The sequence below is a fragment of the [Actinomadura] parvosata subsp. kistnae genome (genome assembly GCF_900323885.1).
Classification (GTDB): Bacteria; Actinomycetota; Actinomycetes; order Streptosporangiales; family Streptosporangiaceae; genus Nonomuraea; species Nonomuraea composti.
Genome location: NZ_OOHJ01000018.1, coordinates 2618940 through 2638908, shown reverse-complemented (window position 1 = coordinate 2638908; position 19969 = coordinate 2618940). Strand labels below are relative to the sequence as shown.

The window sequence follows — 19969 nt, the reverse complement described above, 5'->3', positions numbered from 1 at the left end:
GTCCAAGGGATATGGGATGACTCAGTCGAGCGCGGCGGCGTCCTCGGCGCTGAGCCGTCCGCCCTCCCGCGTACGCGCGGCCGCCCGCACGGACGGAAGGATCAGCGCGACCAGCGCGAGGCAGCCCATGAGCACGGTCATGACGAGCACGGTCCGGCCGACGCCCGCCGTGTCGAGCGCGAACCCGAAGCCGGCGGCGCCGAGGAAGCTCGCTCCGGCGCCGATCAGCATGGCCACGCTGATCGTCCTGCTCAGGATGTGGTCCGGGGCGACGCCGACCATGTAGACGCCGCCGGCGACGTTGAAGACGCCGCCGATGTAGCCGCAGGCGGCGAACACCACGCCCAGCAGGACCGGGTTGGTGATCAGCGCCAGCGGCGGCACGCACGCGGCCCACGCGGCGAGCCCGGCCACGATCAGCGCCGGCAGGCTGATCCGGCGCCGCCACCAGATGCTGGTCATGGCGCCGAGCAGCCCGCCGACCCCACCGATGGCGACGACGACGCCGATGGTGGTCGGCGAGCCGCCGGAGTCACGGATGACGACCATGAGCGCGAGGCTCATGCCCTCGAAGACGAGGTTGCTGATGGCAACGAGGATCATCACGTTGCGCAGGAACGTCTGCCGCCACAGCCACGCGACGCCCTCCGCCATGTCGGCCCACAGCCCGCTCTCGCTCTTGGCGGCCCGCTCGCCCTGGAACTTCTTCCTGATGGCCAGCAGCATGAGCAGCGAGGCCAGGTGGGCGAGCGCGGTGAACAGGAACGGCACCCAGCGGGTCACGCTCAGCAGGAAGCCGCCGAGCGGCTGGCCGAGCATCATCATCGCGCGGTGGCGGGCCTCGTTCTGGCTGAGCGCGGCCGGCACCTGGTGCTCCTCGACGAGGTTCCGTACGGCCGAGCGCTCGGCCAGGTCGTAGAAGATGGCCAGGCTGCCCTGCACGAACGCGGCCAGCATGAGGTGCGGCAGCCACACCCGGTCGAGGAACACCGCCAGCATGACGCTCGTGGTCGCGACCAGGCAGCCCGCGTCCGAGATGATCATGAGGCGCCTGCGGTCGTACCGGTCGGCGATGGCCCCGGCGGGCAGCTGGACCAGCAGGTACGGCAGCAGCGCCGCCCCCGTGACCAGCCCCGCCGAGGAGGCCGTGCCGCCGGCCCAGAGCACCAGCAGCGGGTAGACGAGGATCGTGACCTGGGCGCCGAGCGTGGTGAACGCCGCCCCGCCCCACAGGAGGGTGAAGTCCCTGTTCCTGAACAGCGGCCGCTTGCTCCGCTGCGCCGTGTCTGCGGTCATGTCGTGCCCTCCGGTGTCATCGGTAGCCCGCCTCGGTGCGCCCTTGCCCCTGGCCGTACCGCTGGCCTTCCTGCTCGCCGACGGCGACGGCGACGTGCTTGTGGATCTCCTTGCCGGTCTCCGAGTTGGTCAGGACGACGAACCCGGTGCCGCGGTGGATGCGGCTGAGCAGCATGGAGCGGTATCCGGCCGCCTCGCCGACGTGGCCGAACTCGATGTCGCCGGCCGTGTCGTCGATGGAGGTGCCGAGGCCGTACAGGGCGTCGCGGTGGGCCACGGTGAGCAGCTCGGCGGCCAGGCGGCGCGGCAGGATCGCGCCGGACAGCCCCAGGTGGGCGCGGCGCACGCCGATGGCGACCTTGGCCAGGTCGGGCGCGGTGGACCACAGGCTGCCCGCGGCCAGCGCGGGGCGGACCAGCCAGCCGCCGGGCAGGGGCCGGCCGTCCTCGTCGTGGCCGTGCGCGACGGGCAGGCCGGACTTCCCGGGGAAGTCCAGGTCGTAGCTCGTCGCGGTCATGCCGAGCGGGTCGAACACCAGCTCGCGCATCAGCTCGGGGTAGGGCGTGCCGGTGACGTCGCTCATGAGCTGTTCGAGCACCCAGTAGTGGCCGTTGCTCTTGCGGAAGTGCTCGCCCGGCGGCAGCTCCATGCGGACGGCGGGCAGCAGGTCGAGCAGGCCCGGCATGCTCTGTCCTGGCGGGTGGTCGTCCTCGTCGGTCCTGGTGAGCCCGGCCTGGTGGCTGAGCAGCAGGCGGGGGGTGACCGCGCCGGGCAGGTCGCGGGGCAGCCGCCACGACGTCAGGTGGTCGTCGACGTCGTCGTCGAGGCCGAGCAGCCCGGCCTCGGCCAGGCGCAGCACGCCGATGGCCGTCAGATGCTTGCCGATGGAGCCGGCCTGGAACAGCGTGTCGGGCGTGACCGGCGCGTCGCCGTCGGCCGACAGCACGCCGTACGTGTGCGTCTCGACGTCCTGGCCGCGGATCACGGCGACCGCCACGCCGGGCACGCGGTGCCGGGCCATCGCGGGCAGCGGTGAGGGGATCGCGGCGGATGCGGCCGGTTCGAGCAGCGTGGCGAGCTTGGCGAGGTGGTCGTCGGCGAGGCGGCGGATCGTGGCCTCGTCGTGCAGCGCCGCCGAGTACGTCCACGAGACCCACAGCCGGTCGCCGTGCACGCCCGCGTTGATCTCCAGCAGGTGCGTGCGCGGCCGGGCGGGGCCCTCGACGCCGGTCAGCCGCTCGGGCCGCAGGTCGAACCGGGCGCGGCGGGCCCGCCCCGCGGCGGGGCCCTGGCCGGTGTAGTTGAACAGCACCTGCGGGCTCTGCTGCGCGGCCAGCGCCTCGGCCAGGTCCTCGTCCGGGGAGAGCCAGCGGGCCACGCCGTGGCCGATCCCCCGGTCCGGCACGGCCCTGAACTGGTCGCGCACGGACCGCAGCACCGCCTGCGGCCTGCGGCCGGGCGGCAGCCACGAGGCGAACGGGTGCACGCTGGTGAACCAGCCGACCGTGCGCGACAGGTCCACGTCGTCGAACAGGTCCTCCTGGCGGCCGTGGCTCTCGACGTCCACGAGGAAGCCGTCGCCGCCGCTCCACTCGCTCAGCGTCAGGCCGAGCGCCGCGAGGACGCTCTCCTCTGCCGTGGCCGCCTCGCCCGAGCGGTGCAGCAGCCGCGACGTCAGGCTCTCCGGGAGGCCGGCGGTGAGCGTCCGCGCGTCGGCGTTCAGGTTGGGGCCCGGCCGGTCCACCGGCAGCGCGGGCAGCGGGGCGGGCCGCAGCCAGTGGTGGGCCTGGGCGGCCGGCTCGGGGGAGCCGGCGTACTCGGCCAGGCGGCGCGCCCAGGCGCGGACGGAGGTGGTCTTGGCCGGCAGGCTCACCGGCCGACCGGCTTCGAGCTGGGCGTAGATCGTGTCGAGGTCCTCGGCCAGGATCGACCAGGACACGATGTCCACGGCCAGGTGGTGGACGCTGAGCAGCAGCCTGGTGCCGTCGGGCGACAGCGCCGCGCTGATCACCCGCCCTTCCGCCAGGTCGTGGCCCAGCTCGGCCTCGGTGCCCAGCAGCCGCTCCGGGGCGTGCTCGGCCAGGTGGGCGCGCTCGCCCTCGACGCGCAGCCGCAGCACGTCGTGGTGGCGGGTCAGCTCGCGTAGCGCCCGCTCCAGCAGGCCCGGGTCGGCGGGCGGATCGACGGTGAGCTCCGCCTGCTGCGCGAACGGCTCGTCGCGGCCCTCCTGGGCCAGGAACCAGCGCTGGATCGGCGTGAGCGGCAGCTCACCCGTGACCGGGCCCTGCTCGGCGTCGGCCGGGCCGCGCCCCTGACCGGCGTCGATGGCGGCGGCCAGGTCGGCGATGGTCTCGTGCTGGTACATCATCATCAGCGAGATCGGCAGCCCCGCCTGCTTGGCGGCCCTGATCGCCTCGATCATGAGGATCGAGTGGCCGCCGAGCTCGAAGAACGTGTCCCGCACGCCCACCTCGGGCAGGTCGAGCACCCGCGCCCAGATGCCGGCCAGGGCACGCTCGGTCGGCGTGCCGGGCGGCACGTGCGCGCCGCCGGTCGCCAGGTCGGCCCGCTCCGGCGCGGGCAGGGCGCGGTGGTCGAGCTTGCCGTTGTGGTTGAGCGGCAGGGCGTCCATCCGCACGTACGCGGCGGGCACCATGTAGTCCGGCAACGAGCGCGCGAGGGCCGCCCTGAGCCGGGCCGGCTCGGCCTCGTCGCCGACCACGTAGGCGACCAGCCGCCGGTCCCCCGGCGTGTCCTCGCGGACGACCACGGCCGCCTGCCGCACCCCCGGCTGCTCCTGGAGCAACGCGGTGATCTCGCCCGGCTCGACGCGGTGGCCGCGGATCTTGACCTGGTCGTCGGCCCGGCCCAGGAACTCCAGGCTGCCGTCCGGCCGGCGCAGGCCCAGGTCGCCGGTGCGGTACCAGCGCGAGCCCGGCGGGCCGTACGGGTCGGGCACGTACCGGGCGGCGGTCAGCTCCGGGCGGCCGAGGTAGCCGCGCGAGACGCCCGCGCCGCCGATGTGGATCTCGCCCGGCACCCCGGCGGGCACCGGCCGGCCCCGCCGGTCCAGCAGCCGGATCCGCACGCCGGGCATCGGGCGGCCGATGGGGCTGCCGCCCGCCGCGAGCGCCGCGGCCGTGAGCCGGTGGAAGGTCGAGTTGGAGGTGGCCTCCGTGTTGCCGTAGACGTTGACCAGCACCGGGCGGTCGAGGCCGAACCGCTCCACCCACGGGGCCAGCTCCGCCGGCTCCAGCTTCTCGCCGCCCAGCAGGACCGCGCGCAGCGCGAGCCGGTCCATCCGCGGGTCGCCGTCGGCGGCCAGCCGCACCAGCCCGTGGAAGGAGGACGGCGTCTGGTCGATCACGGTGACGTGCTCGCCGGCGAGCAGGTCGAGGAAGTCCTCCGGCGAGCGGGTCACCTCCTGCGGGACGACGACCAGCCGCCCGCCGTTGAGCAGCGCGCCGAACATCTCGCCCACCGCCACGTCGTTGGCGAAGGAGGCGTAGAGCGCCAGCACGTCGGTGTCGTCCAGCGACAGGTACGCGGCGTTCTCCCGCAGCAGCCACAACGCGTTGGCGTGGGTGACGCACACGCCCTTGGGGCGGCCGGTGGAGCCGGAGGTGTAGATGACGTACATGAGGTCGCCGGGCCCGGCCACCGGGGGCGGCGCGGTGGCAGGGCAGGCGTCGATCGCGGCGCGCTGCTCGTCCAGCAGCACCAGCGTGCCGCTGAACGCCTCGCGCACGGCCGGGGCCAGCGCGGCGGTCGTGACGACCACGGACACGCCGCTGTCGGCGAGGACGTGCCCGAGCCGCGCGGCGGGCACGGCCGGGTCCAGCGGCACGTAACCGGCGCCGGACTTCAGCACGCCGAGCAGGGCCGGCGTCAGCTCGGGGCCCCGGTCGAGGCAGAGGCCGACCAGCGGCCCCGGGCGCAGGCCGCGCAGGTGGTGGGCGAGCCGGTTGGCGCGGGCGTCCAGCTCACGGTAGGTGAGGTGCTCGTCGCCGCTGATCACGGCGACGGCGTCGGGGCTGGTGCGCACGCGCGCCTCGAACGCCTCCACGACCGTCCCGTCCAGGCTGGGCGCTGACGCTTCCGTGACGTCGGCGTCCAGCTCGGGGTCACCGGCCGGGAGGTACGTGGCCAGCGCGTCGCCGCGCGGGTCGGCGGCCATGGCTTCGAGCACCGCCCGGTACATCGCGGCCAGCCGGTCGGCGTTCGCCCGGCCGATCACGCCGGTGTGGGAGGTGATGCCGAGCTGCCCCGCGATCACGCCCACCGCGAGGGGGAACTCGGTGCCGCCCCCGGCCAGCGCGCCGCCCACGTCCACCAGCTCGGTGTCCACCTGCTCGAAGTCGAGGAAGGTGAAGATCGTCTCGATGAGCCGCCCGCCGTCGCCGGCCTCGCGCTGGATGGCCTGCATCGGGAAGGCGCGGTGCTGCCACACGCCGGTCTCGGTCCTGAACACCTCGGCGACCAGCTCGCGCCAGGTGGCCGCGCCGCGCCGGTACGGGAACGGCAGCGTGTTGAGGAAGAGCCCGTACACGCGGTCCGCGCCGTCCACCTCGGGCCTGGCCTGCAGCACCAGCCCGCTGTGGAAGCTCTCCTGGTCGGTGAGCTGGCTGAGCACCTTGAGATGCGCGGCCAGCAGCACGCTCTTGAGCGAGGCGCCGGCGGCCCTGCCCAGCTCGCGCAGCCCCGGTTCGAGGTCCGCGACGGAGATCGTCAGCTCGTACGGCTCGGCCGGCCCCGGGTCCGCCCACGCGCCCGGCAGCGTCAGCCGCTGGTGCTCGCCCACCACGCCACGCCAGTAGGAGCGGTCCTCGGCGGAGTCGAGCGAGCGCAGCTCGGCGGCGACGAAGTCGGCGTACCGGACGGCGGGCAGCGGTTCAGGGTCGGGCTCGCGGCCGTCCCTGATCGCGCCGTAGTGGTCCAGCAGCTCCATCAGCATGGAGTAGTGGCTCCAGCCTTCGAGGATGGCGTGGTTCTCGCACACCGACAGCCACCACCCGCCGCCGGGCTCCAGGTGCACGGTGAGGCGCAGGAGCGGCGGCGCGTCGAGGGCGAACGGGGTGCGCTGCTCGGCCTCGGTGTGCCGGCGCACCTCCGCGGCGCCGCCGTCCCTGATCTCGACGGGCGGCTCGGCCTGCGCGTGCACGATCTGCAGCGGGACGGAGTAGCCGTCGAGGTCGAAGGAGGTGCGCAGCACCTCGTGCCGCTCGACGACGAGGCGGGCGGCGGCGCGGAAGGCGGCGGCGTCGAAGGGGCGCTCGTCGCGGACGCGGAAGGAGGTGACGTTCTGGTAGAGGTGCTGGTCCTGGCTGGCCAGCAGCTCGACGAGGATGCCGAGCTGGGCCTGGGCCAGGGGATAGGCGTCCACCGCGCCCGCGGGCAGGCGCGCGCGGTCGCTCTCGGAGATCAGCGCGAACGGCTCCACCGGGGCGGGCCCGCCGGTCGCCGGCCCGCGCCCGGCCAGCCTGGCGGTGAGGGCGGCCACGGTGCCGTGCTCGAAGATGTCGCGGGCGTGGACGTCGAAGCCGTTCTTGCGGAGGGCTCCGACGAGGGCGACGGCGCGGATGGAGTGGCCGCCGAGGTCGAAGAAGTTGTCGTGCACGCCGACGCGTTCGACGCCGAGCACGTCCCGCCAGATGCCCGCCACCAGCTCCTCATCGGAGGTGCGCGGGGCCACGTAGTCCGGTCCGGCGCCCAGCGCCTCCCGGTCGGGAGCGGGCAGCGCTCGGCGGTCGAGCTTGCCGTTGTTGTTCAGCGGGATCGCCGGCACGCGGACGAACGCCGAGGGGATCATGTATTCGGGCAGCGTGCGGCCCATCGCCTGCCTGAGCGCCGCCGGGTCCAGCTCCTCGGCCACAACGTAGCCGACCAGCCGCTTGTCCCCAGGGATGTCCTCGCGGACCACCACCACGGCGTCCCGCACGCCCGGCTGCTCCAGCAGCACCGAGACGATCTCCCCCAGCTCGATCCGGAACCCCCGGATCTTCACCTGGTCATCCATCCGGCCCAAGAAGTCCAAGCTCCCGTCCGGACGACGCGCGGCCAGGTCGCCACTGCGGTACAGCCGCCCGCCCGCCGGGCCGGGGACGAAGCGTTCCGCGGTGAGAGCGGGACGGTTGAGATAGCCGCGGGCGACGCCGGGGCCGCCGACGTAGATCTCTCCCGGCACGCCCACGGGGACGGGGTGCCCGTTGGTGTCGAGCAGGTGCACCTGGAGGTCTGCCAGCGGGTGACCGACGGGGTTGCCTGCTCCTGGCCGGAAGTCGTCGGGTCGCAGGCGGTGGAAGGTGGTGTGGACGGTCGTCTCGGTGATGCCGTACATGTTCAGCAGCGCCGGCCGTTCCAGACCGAACCGCTCCACCCACGGCACCAGCTCCGCCAGCTCCAGCTTCTCCCCCGCGAACACCACCGCCCGCAACCTGAGCCGATCCAGCCGCGCATCCCCCTCCCGCGCCAGCCCCACCAGCCCACGGAACGCCGACGGCGTCTGATTGAGCACCGTCACCCCGTGCTCGACCAGCACCTCCACCAGATCATCCGGCGAGCGCGTCACCTCCTGCGACACCACCACCAACGTGCCGCCGTACAGCAGCGAGCCCCACAGCTCCCACACCGACACGTCGAAGGCATAGGAGTGGAACAACGGCCACACATCGGTCGCGGAGAAGCCGTAGTGCCGCTCAGCTACTCGCAACAACCGCGACACGTTGCGATGCTCCAGCACCACCCCCTTCGGCCGACCCGTCGAACCCGACGTGTAGATCACGTAGATCGGATCACCCGGCCGATTGAAGGAGACAGGGTTCTTGTCCGGGAATCCGGACAAGTCGGACTCGTCCAAGGCCACTAGGCGGCCGTCGAAGACCTGACGCAGCTCGGGGACGAGGTCGGAGGTGGTCACCACGACGGAGACCGCGCTGTCGGCCAGCATCGTGCCGCGCCGCTCCACCGGCACCGCCGGGTCCAGCGGCACGTAACCGGCGCCCGACTTGAGCACACCGAGCAGGGCGGGGACGAGGTGCGGGCCGCGTCCGAGGCAGACGCCGACCAGCGGGCCGGCCTCCAGCTCGCGCAGATGGTGCGCCAGCCGGTTCGCCCGCGCGTTCAACTCCCCGTACGACAACCGCTCCGCACCCGACACCACCGCCACAGCGTCCGGACACGCCGCCACCCGCTCCTCGAACAGCTCGTGCACACACCGCGAGACATCCGAGACCTCGGGGGTGAGCCCGGCGAGCAGCCGACGGTCGGCGGCCGGCAGGAACGTGGCGCGGGCGTCGCCGTGCGGGTCGGCGGCCATGGCCGCGAGCACGGCCGCGTACATCTCGGCCAGGCGGGCGGCATCCGGCTCGCTGATCACGTGGGTGTCGACGGTGACGGCGACGTGGCCGACCCGTACGGCGACGTGCAGCGGGAACTCGGTCGGGCTGTCGTCGATGCTGGCCAGGTAGTCGACCAGCTCGGTGTCCACCTGGTCGAAGTCCAGGTAGATGAACATGCTGTCGACCAGCCTCTCGCCGGCTCCGTGCTGGATGGCGGCCATGGGGAACCGGCGGTGCCGCCACATCGCGGTCTCGGTGGCGAACACCTCGCCCACCAGCTCACGCCAGGTACGCGCGCCGCGCCGGTACGGGAACGGCAGCGTGTTCAGGTACAGCCCGTACACGCGGTCGGCGCCCTCGACCTCCGGCCTGCCGTGCAGGACGAGCCCGGTGTGGAAGGACTCCTGGTCGGTGAGCTGCGCGAGCACCTTCATGTGCGCGGCCAGCAGCACGCTCTTCAGCGGCACCCCGGCGGCGCCGGCCAGGGCGCGCAGCCCGGCCTCGTGCTCGGTGAAGGGGACGACGACCTGCCGCGTCGCGCGTGGCGCGCCGGACCGGTCGCCCCACGCGGGCGGCAGGGCCAGCTTGGGGTGGCCGCCGGCGATGTCCTGCCAGAAGGCACGGTCCTCGGCGGATTCGAGTGAGCGTAGCTCGGCGGCGACGAAGTCGGCGTACCGCAGGTCGGGCAGCGGTTCAGGGGTGGGCTCGCGGCCGTCCCTGATCGCGCGGTAGTGGTCCAGCAGCTCCATCAGCATGGAGTGGTGGCTCCAGCCTTCGAGGATGGCGTGGCACTCCGTGACCGACAGCCACCAGGTCCGGTCGTCGCAGACGTGCGCGAACAGCCGGATCAGGCCGGGCCTGCCCAGGTCGAACAGCCGCCCCCGCTCGGCGGCGGTGAAGGCGCGCAACGCACGCTCGACGGCGGCCTCGCCGAGGTGGCGCAGCTCGCGTACCTCGACGACGGGCTCGGCCTCGGCGTGCACGAGCTGGAGCGGGACGGAGTAGCCGTCGAGGTCGAAGGAGGTGCGCAGCACCTCGTGCCGCTCGACGACGAGGCGGGCGGCGGCGTGGAAGGCGGCGGCGTCGAAGGGGCGCTCGTCGCGGATCCGGAAGGAGGTGACGTTGTGGTAGTAGTTCCGCTCGTCGCCGGACATCAGCTCCAGCAGCATGCCCGCCTGGACGTGGGCGAGCGGGTAGGCGTCCACAACGCCGGCCGGCAGTGCCGCGCGGTCGTCGGCGGCGATCAGCTCGAAGGGCCGGACGGTGGCCGTCTCTGGGGCGGCTGTGCCCGGGGCGGGCAGGTGCCCCATCAGCTCGGCGATGGTGCGGTGCTCGAAGATGTCGCGGACGGTGAGGTCGAAGCCGTTCTTGCGGAGGGCTCCGACGAGGGCGACGGCGCGGATGGAGTGGCCGCCGAGGTCGAAGAAGTTGTCGTGCACGCCGACGCGTTCGACGCCCAGGACGTCCCGCCAGATGCCCGCCACCAGCTCCTCATCGGGGGTGCGCGGAGCCACGTAGTCCGGTCCGGCGCCCAGCGCCTCCCGGTCGGGAGCGGGTAGGGCCCGGCGGTCGAGCTTGCCGTTGTTGTTCAGCGGGATCGCCGGCACCCGCACAAATGCCGAGGGGATCATGTATTCGGGCAGGGTGCGGCCCATCGCCTGCCTGAGCGCCGCCGGGTCCAGCTCCTCGGCCACGACGTAGCCGACCAGCCGCTTGTCGCCAGGGATGTCCTCGCGCACCACCACCACGGCGTCCCGCACCCCCGGCTGCTCCAGCAACACCGAGACGATCTCCCCCAGCTCGATCCGGAACCCCCGGATCTTCACCTGGTCATCCATCCGGCCCAAGAAGTCCAGACTCCCGTCCGGACGACGAGCCGCCAGGTCGCCGCTGCGGTACAGCCGCCCGCCCGCCGGGCCGAACGGGTCCGGCACGAACCGCTCCGCCGTCAGCGACGGGCGGTTGAGGTAGCCGCGCGCGACACCCGGGCCGCCGACGTGGATCTCGCCGGGCACCCCGATGGGCACGGGATTGCCGTGCTGGTCCAGGAGATAGACGGTCAGGTCGGCCAGCGGGTGGCCGACGGGATTGCCTGCTCCAGGCTGGAAGTCGCCGGGTCGCAGGCGGTGGAAGGTGGTGTGGACGGTCGTTTCGGTGATGCCGTACATGTTCAGCAGCGCCGGCCGTTCCAGACCGAACCGCTCCACCCACGGCACCAGCTCCGCCAGCTCCAGCTTCTCCCCCGCGAACACCACCGCCCGCAACCTGAGCCGATCCAGCCGCGCATCCCCCTCCCGCGCCAGCCCCACCAGCCCACGGAAGGCCGACGGCGTCTGGTTGAGCACCGTCACCCCGTGCTCGACCAGCACCTCCACCAGATCATCCGGCGAGCGTGTCACCTCCTGCGACACCACCACCAACGTGCCGCCATACAGGAGCGAGCCCCACAACTCCCACACCGACACGTCGAAGGCGTAGGAGTGGAACAACGGCCACACATCGGAGGCCGAAAAGCCGTAGTGCCGCTCGGCCACCCGCAACAACCGCGACACGTTGCGATGCTCCAGCACCACCCCCTTCGGCCGACCCGTCGAACCCGACGTGTAAATCACGTAGATCGGATCACCCGGCCGACTGAAGGAGGCGGGGTTCGTGTCCGGGAAGCCCGACAAGTCGGACTCGTCCAGCGCGACGATCCGGCCGTCGAAGACCTGACGCAGCTCGGAAGCGAGGTCGGAGGTGGTGACGACCACCGACACGGCGCTGTCGGCCAGCATGTGGCCGCGCCGCTCCACCGGCACCGCCGGGTCCAGCGGCACATAGCCGGCGCCCGACTTGAGCACGCCCAGCAGCGCCGGCACCAGCTCGGGGCCGCGCGCCAGGCACACGCCGACCAGGGGGCCCGCCTCCAGCTCGCGCAAGTGGTGGGCCAGCCGGTTCGCCCGTGCGTTCAACTCCCCGTACGACAACCGCTCCGCACCCGCCACCACCGCCACAGCGTCCGGGCACGCCGCCACCCGCTCCTCGAACAGCTCGTGCACGCACCGCGAGACGTCCGAGGTCGTCTCGGCCGGAGGCAGCACGGCGGCCAGCTCGTCGGCGCCGAGCAGGTCGAGGCGGGACAGGCGGGTGCGGGGGTCGGCGGCCACGCCGGTCAGCAGGCGGCGGTAGTGCTCGCCCATGCGGGCCATGCGGCCCTCGTCGAACAGGGCGGGCACGTACTCGATCGTGCAGGCCAGCGAGCCGTCCGGGGTCTCCTTGGCCAGCAGCGTCAGGTCGAAGCGGGAGACCCGCGAGCGGCCGGGCAGCGCCTCGGCCGTCAGGCCCGCCCACGACGGCTGCTCCTGGGCCGTCTCCAAGGTGAAGGCCACCTGGAACAGCGGGGTGCGCGACAGGTCGCGCTCGGGCTGCAGCTCGTCGACGAGCTGGGCGAAGGGCACCTCCTGGTGGTCGAAGGCGTTCATCACCGTGTCGCGCGTGCTCAGCAGCAGGTCGGCGAAGGCGGGGTCGCCGTCCCAGCGCGAGCGCACGACCAGGCTGTTGATGCAGTAGCCGACGAGTCCCTGCAGCTCGGGCCGGGTGCGGCCGGACACCATGGTGCCGACGGGGACGTCGGTCAGGCCCGTGTGCCGCGACAGCAGCGCCTGGAAGGCGGCCATCAGGACGGTGAACAGGGTGGTGCCGTGCTCGCGGGCCAGCTCGCGCAGGCGCCCCGCCAGCGGGGCGGGCACGTCGAAGGTGACGACGTCGCCCGCCCAGCTGCGGGTGGCGGGCCGGTTGCGGTCGGCGGGCAGGTCCAGGGGGCGCAGGCCGGTCAGCTGCTCGCGCCAGTACGCCAGCGACCGCTCGTACGACCGGCCGCGCTCCCAGGCGGCGTAGTCGGCGTACTGGACCTCGATCGGCGCCAGCGGTGACGGCGATCCCGAGGTGAAGGCGTTGTAGAGGGCGGACAGCTCGGTCACGACGACGCCGAGCGACCAGGCGTCACAGGCGATGTGGTGGACGGCGAGCACGAGCACGTGGTCGTCGCCGGCCAGGCGCAGCAGCCGGGCCCGGGCGGGCCACTCGGCGCTCAGGTCGAACGCGGTCAGCGCCTCGTTCTGCACGGCGTCCAGCGCCGCCCGCTCGTCGAGGCCACTGAGGTCGTCCACGGGCAGGAGCGTGCCGCGCGGCTCGTCGATGACCTGGGTGGGGTCGTCGCCGACCAGGACGTAGCGGGTGCGCAGGATCTCGTGCCGGGCGACGAGCTCCTGCCAGGCCCGCTCCAGCGCGCCGTGGTCGAGCGGGCCGCGCAGGCGCAGCGCCAGGGGCACCAGGTATTCGGGGCTGCCGGGCTCCAGCCGGTTGAGGAACCACATCTGCTGCTGGCCGGGGGAGAGCCGCAGTGGCCCGTCGCGGTCGGCGCGGGCGATGCGGCCCTCCCGCCGCCCCTTCTTGGCGGCCAGGCGCGACCGGATGAGCTCGTCCCAGCGCCCGCCGGAGTCCGGCGCCGCGGTGGAGTGCGGCACCGCTGTGGAGTGCGGCACCGCCGTGGAGTCCGACGCCGATGTGGAGCCCGGCGCTGCCGTGGAGTCCGACGCTCCGATGCTCATGTCGCTCTCCTTCTGCCGATTCCGCCAAATAACAAAGAAGGTCGCGGAGAATTACCGCCGACAATGTCCGTGAACGCAGGCCGAAGTGCGGCGACAACCGCACGCCGGCCAATTGCAGCGATCAGGATTCCGTGCCGGACTATAGTTCTCCTATATCGCGGGGATATGTTGAAATCCCGCCGCCGGCCCGGCAGTATTCACTCGCATATCGCCCGCTGAACCCCAGAACCGGGCGTGCCGTCGAGTACGACTCATCCGGAGGATCGGCATGGAGACTTTTCATTTGACCGCCCAGGAACGGGCCCGGGTCGCCGAAGTGGCCGAGGAGGTTCAGGCGGATTGGGCCTCCTGGGATCCGTTGCGGTTCGCCGAGGAGGCGGCGGCCGCCGCGCACGGCCTGCCGCTGCGGCTGCGGCGCTTCCTGAGCGGCGTGCGCGCCTCCGAGGCCGACCTCGCGGTGGTGTCGGGGCTCCCGGTCGATCCGGCGCTGGCGCCCACCCCGGCGGGCTGGGACCTGGCGGCCAAGACCGGCGCGGGCCGGCGGGAGGAGCTGGTGCTGCTGCTGGTCGGCTCCGTGCTCGGGGAGCCGTTCGGGTGGGTCAACCAGCAGGACGGGCGGCTCGTGCACGACGTCGTGCCCGCTCCGGGCATGGAGGAGTCGCTCACCAGCGCCAGCAGCGCCGCCCAGCTCACGCTGCACACCGAGGACGTCTTCCACCCGTTCCGCTGCGACTACGTGTCGCTGTTCTGCCTGCGCAACCCCGACGAGGTGGGCACCACGTTCACCAGGATCGACGCGCTGGACTTCCCCGAGGACCTGCGGGAGGTGCTGTCGGAGTCGCGCTTCCGCTTCTACCCGGACGACTCGCACACCGGCGAGATACTCAACGCCATCGACGGGGAGCAGGTTCTGGGCAATCGGCGCAGCACGGTCGGCCCGGTGGTCTTCGGCCCGGCCGAGCACCCTTATCTGCGCTTCGACCGCGATTTCATGACCGCCGACCGGGACGACGAAAAGACCGCGACGGCCATCCAGGTCACCCATGACCTGCTGTGCGGGGCGGCCGAGCGGATCGTGCTGCAGCCGGGCGACGCGGTGTTCATCGACAATTACCGGATCGTGCACGGCCGCGAGCCGTTCCACGCCCGTTACGATGGAAATGATCGCTGGCTCAAGAGGCTCAACCTGATTCGCGACGTGCGCCGGATATACGCGGGCAACGGCGCCCGGCGCAGGATCATCACCTGAACGGATCCACCTGTTCATCCGACCGCCGATCATGTGGAGGTTCACGGGTGCTGAGCGTCGCGTTGAGCACACTCCGTACGCGCTGGGTCGCCTTTTCCGGCGCCTTCGTCGCGCTCGCACTCGGTGTGGGGATCATCGCCGCCATCGCGTTGGTGATGAGCTCGGCGATCGAGGGCTACGACCGGGATCGCACCGCCATGACGGGCACCGTGGTGCTGCTCGGGGTGTCCGCCGGCGTGGCGGGCTTCGTCACCATCTTCGTGGTGGCCTCGACGTTCGCCTTCGCCGTCATCCAGCGCACGCGCGAGCTGGCGCTGCTGCGCCTGGTGGGGCCACGCCGCGGCAGGTGCGGGGGATGATCCTGGCCGAGGCGCTGCTGCTCGGCGGCGCGGGCTGCGTCGCCGGCTGCCTGATCAGCCTGGCGGGCGCGCCGGCGCTGGCCGCCACGCTGGTGTCGGGCGGCATCGCGCCGTCCTGGTTCCGGGCCGGGATCTCGCCGGGGCCGCTGCTGCTCGCCTGCCTGGCGGGCCTGGCGGTCGCGGTGCTGGGCGTGACGGCGGCGTCGCGGCGGGCGGCGACCGTGCGCCCGACGGAGGCGCTGCGCGAGTCGACCGGCGAGACGCCCGGCTCGCGCCGCGTGTGGTCGGCGCGCACGTGGTGGGGGCTCGGCTTCCTGGTGGTGGCGCTCATGGGGATGGGCGTGATCGCGGTGGCGCTGCCGGAGATCTCCACGGTGCCGGTGGTCTACCTGTGGGTGCTGCTGATGCCGATCGCGGCGGCGGCGCTGCTCGCGCCGGTGCTCACCCCGGCCCTGCTCAGGCTGCTGACCTGGCCGTGGGCGCGGGGCGGCGCGATCGGCGTGCTCGTCCGCGAGAACACCCTGACCATGGTCCGGCGCACGGCCGCGACGGCCGTGCCGGTGCTGCTGACGGTCGGGCTGTCGCTCACCCTGCTCGGCGCGCTGGAGACGATCGGCCAGGCCCGGGTGGCGGAGGCGGCCGGCCAGGTGCGCGCGGGGCACGTGCTCGTCCCCGCCGGCGGCTCCGGCATCGACGCCGCCGCCCTCGAACGGGCCCGGTCGGTGCCCGGCGTGGAGGTCGCCGCGCTGTCGCCGGTGACCGTGCGGCGCACCGACGACTTCGGCGTCACAGAAGACCTCTTCGGTTACGCCACCGCCCCCGGGCCGCTGGCCGCGACCACCGACCTGCCGCTGGCCGCCGGGTCGCTGCGGGCGCTCGGCCGTGACTCCATCGTGGTGAACGAGGCGTGGGAGGTGGACGTCGGCCGGCGGGTCGAGGTGACGCCCGAGGGCGGGCGCCCGGTCCAGCTGACGGTCGCCGCGGTGGTCGAGGGCGGCGTCGGCGGCGCCGACTTCTACCTCGACGCCTCGCGCGCCTCCGGCGTCCCGGCGGAGCTCGCGTACGTGCGGGCCCCCGCCGAGGCCGCCGCCGCGCTGCGCGAGGCGTTGAAAGGCACCGGCGTCACCCTTCTGACCAGGGACGAGTGGGCGGCCACGGTCCGCGACAGCGACCAGGGCACCAGCGTGATCGGCATGATGGTGACGCTCGGCATCGCCGTCGTCTACAGCTGCATCTCGATCGTCAACACCATGGTGATGGCCGCCGCGGGCCGCCGGCGCGACCTGGTCATGCTGCGCCTGGCCGGGGCGACCCGGCGGCAGGCGGTGCTGTCGCTGCTGGCCGAGTCGATCGTGGTGGTCGCGGTCGGGATGGTGCTGGCCGCGGTCGCGGCGGCGGTCGGCTTCGCCGGGCTGCTGGCCGCGCTCACGCAGCTGCTGCCCGCCGCCTCGCTCACGATCCCATGGGCTCCCGTCGTCGCGCTCACCGCCGCCGGCGCATTGCTCGCGATCGTCGCGACCACGCTGACCGCCGGCGCGACGCTGCGCGCCCCCGCCCTGGCCCGCGCCGTAGCGGCCGAGTGACCCCCGGAGAGCCGAGTGACCCGGAGAAACGGATGACCGCCATGGAACTCGCCGTCGAGCTGCGCTCGGTCCGCAAGACGTACGGCTCGGGGGAGGGCACGGTGACCGCGCTGGCGGGGCTGAGCGCCGCCTTCCCCGCGGGCAGCTTCACGGCCGTGATGGGGCCGTCGGGGTCGGGCAAGTCGACGCTGCTGCAGTGTGCGGCCGGGCTCGACCGGCCCGACTCGGGGCAGGTGCTGCTCGGCGGCACCGATCTGGGCACGCTCGACGAGCACCGGCTGACGTTGCTGCGCCGGGACAGGATCGGGTTCGTCTTCCAGTCGTTCAACCTGGTCAGCGCGCTCACGGCGGCTCAGAACGTCCGGCTGCCGCTGCTGCTGGCGGGGCGCAGGCCCTCGGAGGAGGAGGTCGGGCGGGCGCTGTCGGCCGTCGGGCTGGCCGAGCGGGCCACGCACCGGCCCGGCGAGCTGTCCGGCGGCCAGCGGCAGCGGGTGGCCATCGCCCGCGCGCTGATCACCAGGCCCGACGTGCTGTTCGCCGACGAGCCCACCGGGGCGCTCGACACCCGCAGCGGCAAGGACGTGCTGGAGCTGCTGCGCGACGTCGTGGACCGGCACGGATCCACCGTGGTCATGGTGACGCACGACCCCGTCGCCGCCTCCTACGCCGACGCGGTGGTGTTCCTCACCGACGGGCAGGTGATGGACCGGCTGACCGGCCCGACCGCCGACCAGGTGGCCGCCCGCATGACGAAGCTGGAGCGCGGATGAGCCGCCGCGACGACCCCTGGCTCCGCCGCTTCCACCAGCCGGACGAGGGCGCGCCGGCCCTGGTGTGCTTCCCGCACGCCGGCGGCGCCGCCAACTCCTTCCTGCCGCTGTCGCGAGCCCTCTCCCCGCACCTGGACGTGCTGGCCGTGCAGTATCCCGGCCGGCAGGACCGCTTCGCCGAGCCGTGCGTGGACGACGTGCGGGCGCTGGCCGACGAGGTGTTCGTGCGGCTGCGCGGGCGGGGCGGGCCGCCGCCGGCGTTGTTCGGGCACAGCATGGGGGCGGCCGTCGCGTACGAGGTGGCGCGGCGGCTGGAGGACGACGGGGGCGCGGTGGCGCACCTGTTCGTGTCGGCCGCGCGCGGCCCGGCCTGGGACCGGCCGGAGCGGGTGCACCTCAAGGACGACGCCGGGCTGCTGGCCGAGATGCGGCGGCTCGGCGGCACCGAGGACGCGCTGCTGGCCGACGCCGAGCTGATGAGCCTCGTCCTGGGGATGGTCCGCAGCGACTACAAGGCGATCGAGACCTACCGGCACACGCCCGGTACGGCCGGCTGCCCGGTGACCGCCCTGGTGGGCACGCACGACCCGAGCACCAGCACGCCCGCCGCCCGCTCTTGGGAGCGGCACACGCGGGGGGCGTTCCGGCTGGTGGAGTTCGCGGGCGGGCACTTCTACCTGAAGGAGCACTGGGCCGGCGTGGCGGCGGCCATCAGGTCAGCGCTGAGCCCCGCTCCTGGGTTCCGTTGACGGGCGGGTCGAAGAAGAACTCGTCGGCGACGTCGGAGTAGGCGATGTCGAGGGCGTTGGCGATGAACAGCTCGCGCATGAGCTGCCGGTTGACCTCGCCGTCGGGCATCGCCTGGAGCTGGCCGGGGTTGACCAGCACCACGCCGGCGCGGTGCACCCCGAACCGCTGGGCGAGCAGCTCGCGGATGGCCCCCGCCAGCGGCGGGAGCTGCGCGGCCGGGCACATCGCGGCCGGCTGGGCGACGACGATGATCTCGTTGCGGCTGGCCGGGGCGGCGAACGCGCTGCACGCGAGCACGGCGTCGTGGCCGAGTATGGCGCGCTCGACCCGGCCGAGGTCGAGGTAGCGGCCGCTGTAGACGGTGACGTCGCGCATGAGGCCGGTGACGTACAGCTCGCCGTCGACGATGCCGCCGAGGTCGCCGCTGCGCACGAAGCCCTGCTCGCCGGCCCCGGTGACCTGGCCGAACCGCTCGGCGGTCAGGCGTTCCTTGCGCCAGTAGCCGGAGGCGACGCTCGGGCCGCGGACCCAGATCTCGCCGATCCGGCCCTCGGGCAGCACGCCGGAGGTCACCGGGTCGACCACGCGCAGGTCGGGCTGGGGCGCCGCGCCGAGCGCGAGCAGGTCGAGCGCGTGCGGGCCGGTGGCGGGCGCGAGCAGGTTGCGGTCGAGCGAGCGCACGTCGAAGCGGCGGGCGCCGACCGCGCAGCCGGGCGCGCCGATGGTGGTCACCAGCGTGGCCTCGGCCAGGCAGTACGCGGTGCGCAGCGCCTCGGGCCGCAGCCCCGCCCCGGCGAAGCGTTCGGCGAAGCGGCGCATGGTGCCGGCCTCGGCCGGTGAGGTGTCGCTCATCTCGACGAGCAGCGCGTGCCGCCAGCGGGACAGGTCGAGCCCGTCGAGCCGGTCGTCGATGATCTCGTTGAGGCACAGCTCGTAGCCGAAGTTGGGGGCGGCGCTGAACTCGACGCCGTGCTTGCTGATCAGCCCCAGCCAGGTGGCCGGGTCGGCGCAGAACACCTCGGGCGGCATCAGCACGGCGGTGCCGCCGCTGACCAGCGGCGCGAGCAGCGCGGTGACGAGGCCCATCGGGTGGTGCAGGGGCAGCCACCCGCCCGCCCGCGCGCCGGGCCCGAGCCCGCACTCCGCGGCCAGCACCGCGCAGTTGTGCAGGACGTTCGCGTGGGAGACCGCGACGCCGATCGGGCCGCCGGCCGGGCCCGCGGTGTAGTGCAGCAGCGCCTGGTCGCCGCCGCGGCGCAGCGGCTCGACCCAGGTGGAGGGGTCTTCGGGCTGGATGACGTCGGTGGCCACGCACTCGTGGGTGCCGAGGTCGTCGTGGGTCAGCCAGGCGTAGACGGCCTCGGCGTGCGCGCCGTCGGTGAGCACCAGGCGGGCCTCCGCGTCGAGCGCGATGCCGGTGAGCGTGCTCAAATGGTGGTCGGTACGGTACGGCAGCGGCACGGGGACGGGCACGACGTCGGCGTAGAAGCAGGCGAGCAGGCTCTTGACGAACTCGACGCCGGTCGGGAAGCACAACAGCACCCGGTCTCCGGGCCGGCACACGCTCTGCAGCCAGGCGGCCAGCGACGTGGCCGCCACGTGCAGGTCACCGTAGCCGATGCGATGTCCGGGGCCGTCGCCTTCCTCGACGAGAACGGCTGTCTGCAAGGGCATTTCCCGCACGCGCTCGACGATGGCCTCGAATATCGACTCTTTCCGCACGCCAGCTCCTTCGGCTGTCTTCCGGGCGTGCCCCGGCGGGGGTCCACCGTGAATTTACCTGGAATGACCGTGGCCTGCTCCGCATAATTACCGGTAAGCCGTGCCGAGATGGCGGCTATTCTCGGCACCTCATCGGCGCTCCAGGCACGGCACTGCACTGCGGGCACACCGCGCACCTTGAGACCCAACAAGGCCCGGATTCCTCCGAACCGCATTCTGAAAATCCATTCGGGCCAGTCACCGAACTGCTGCCGAGTATAACCGGTGAACACAATTGAAGAAAACCATGAGGTGTGCTCACTTTATCCCGG

8 protein-coding genes are annotated in these 19969 nt (G+C 73.2%); 5 read left to right on the top strand and 3 right to left on the bottom strand.

The annotated features are described in order from the left end of the window. Positions 1–21: 21 nt before the first annotated feature. On the bottom strand, positions 22–1296 hold the full coding sequence (locus KIS93_RS32195; protein ID WP_080044116.1) for an MFS transporter: 1275 nt from the start codon (positions 1294–1296) through the stop codon (positions 22–24). A gap of 16 nt (positions 1297–1312) precedes the next feature. Continuing rightward, complete coding sequence (locus tag KIS93_RS32190; RefSeq protein WP_080044117.1) at positions 1313–13225, bottom strand: non-ribosomal peptide synthetase; 11913 nt, start codon at positions 13223–13225, stop codon at positions 1313–1315. A 268-nt stretch (positions 13226–13493) separates the two neighbouring features. Between KIS93_RS32190 and KIS93_RS32185 the strand changes: the two genes are divergently transcribed. The 5 genes from KIS93_RS32185 to KIS93_RS32165 are packed head-to-tail and all read left to right on the top strand — an operon-like array spanning position 13494 to position 17935. Continuing rightward, on the top strand, positions 13494–14474 hold the full coding sequence (locus KIS93_RS32185; RefSeq protein ID WP_222107676.1) for a TauD/TfdA family dioxygenase: 981 nt from the start codon (positions 13494–13496) through the stop codon (positions 14472–14474). A 47-nt stretch (positions 14475–14521) separates the two neighbouring features. Continuing rightward, positions 14522–14833 (top strand): hypothetical protein, encoded by a 312-nt coding sequence (locus tag KIS93_RS32180; protein WP_222107675.1) that lies wholly within the window; start codon positions 14522–14524, stop codon positions 14831–14833. Further along, a complete protein-coding gene (locus tag KIS93_RS32175; RefSeq protein WP_186404532.1) occupies positions 14830–16416 on the top strand; it encodes an FtsX-like permease family protein in 1587 nt (528 codons plus the stop codon). Before KIS93_RS32180 ends, KIS93_RS32175 begins: the two co-directional genes overlap by 4 nt. Before the next feature lie 41 nt (positions 16417–16457). Beyond that, positions 16458–17186 carry an ABC transporter ATP-binding protein gene (locus KIS93_RS32170; RefSeq protein WP_222107788.1) on the top strand — a complete coding sequence of 243 codons (729 nt, stop codon included), beginning with the start codon at positions 16458–16460 and terminating at the stop codon, positions 17184–17186. After that, positions 17183–17935 carry a thioesterase II family protein gene (locus KIS93_RS32165; RefSeq protein ID WP_080044121.1) on the top strand — a complete coding sequence of 251 codons (753 nt, stop codon included), beginning with the start codon at positions 17183–17185 and terminating at the stop codon, positions 17933–17935. Before KIS93_RS32170 ends, KIS93_RS32165 begins: the two co-directional genes overlap by 4 nt. Here the strand turns inward: KIS93_RS32165 and KIS93_RS32160 are convergent. Continuing rightward, positions 17898–19658 (bottom strand): AMP-binding protein, encoded by a 1761-nt coding sequence (locus KIS93_RS32160; RefSeq protein ID WP_080044122.1) that lies wholly within the window; start codon positions 19656–19658, stop codon positions 17898–17900. The genes KIS93_RS32165 and KIS93_RS32160 overlap by 38 nt on opposite strands. Positions 19659–19969 lie beyond the last annotated feature (311 nt).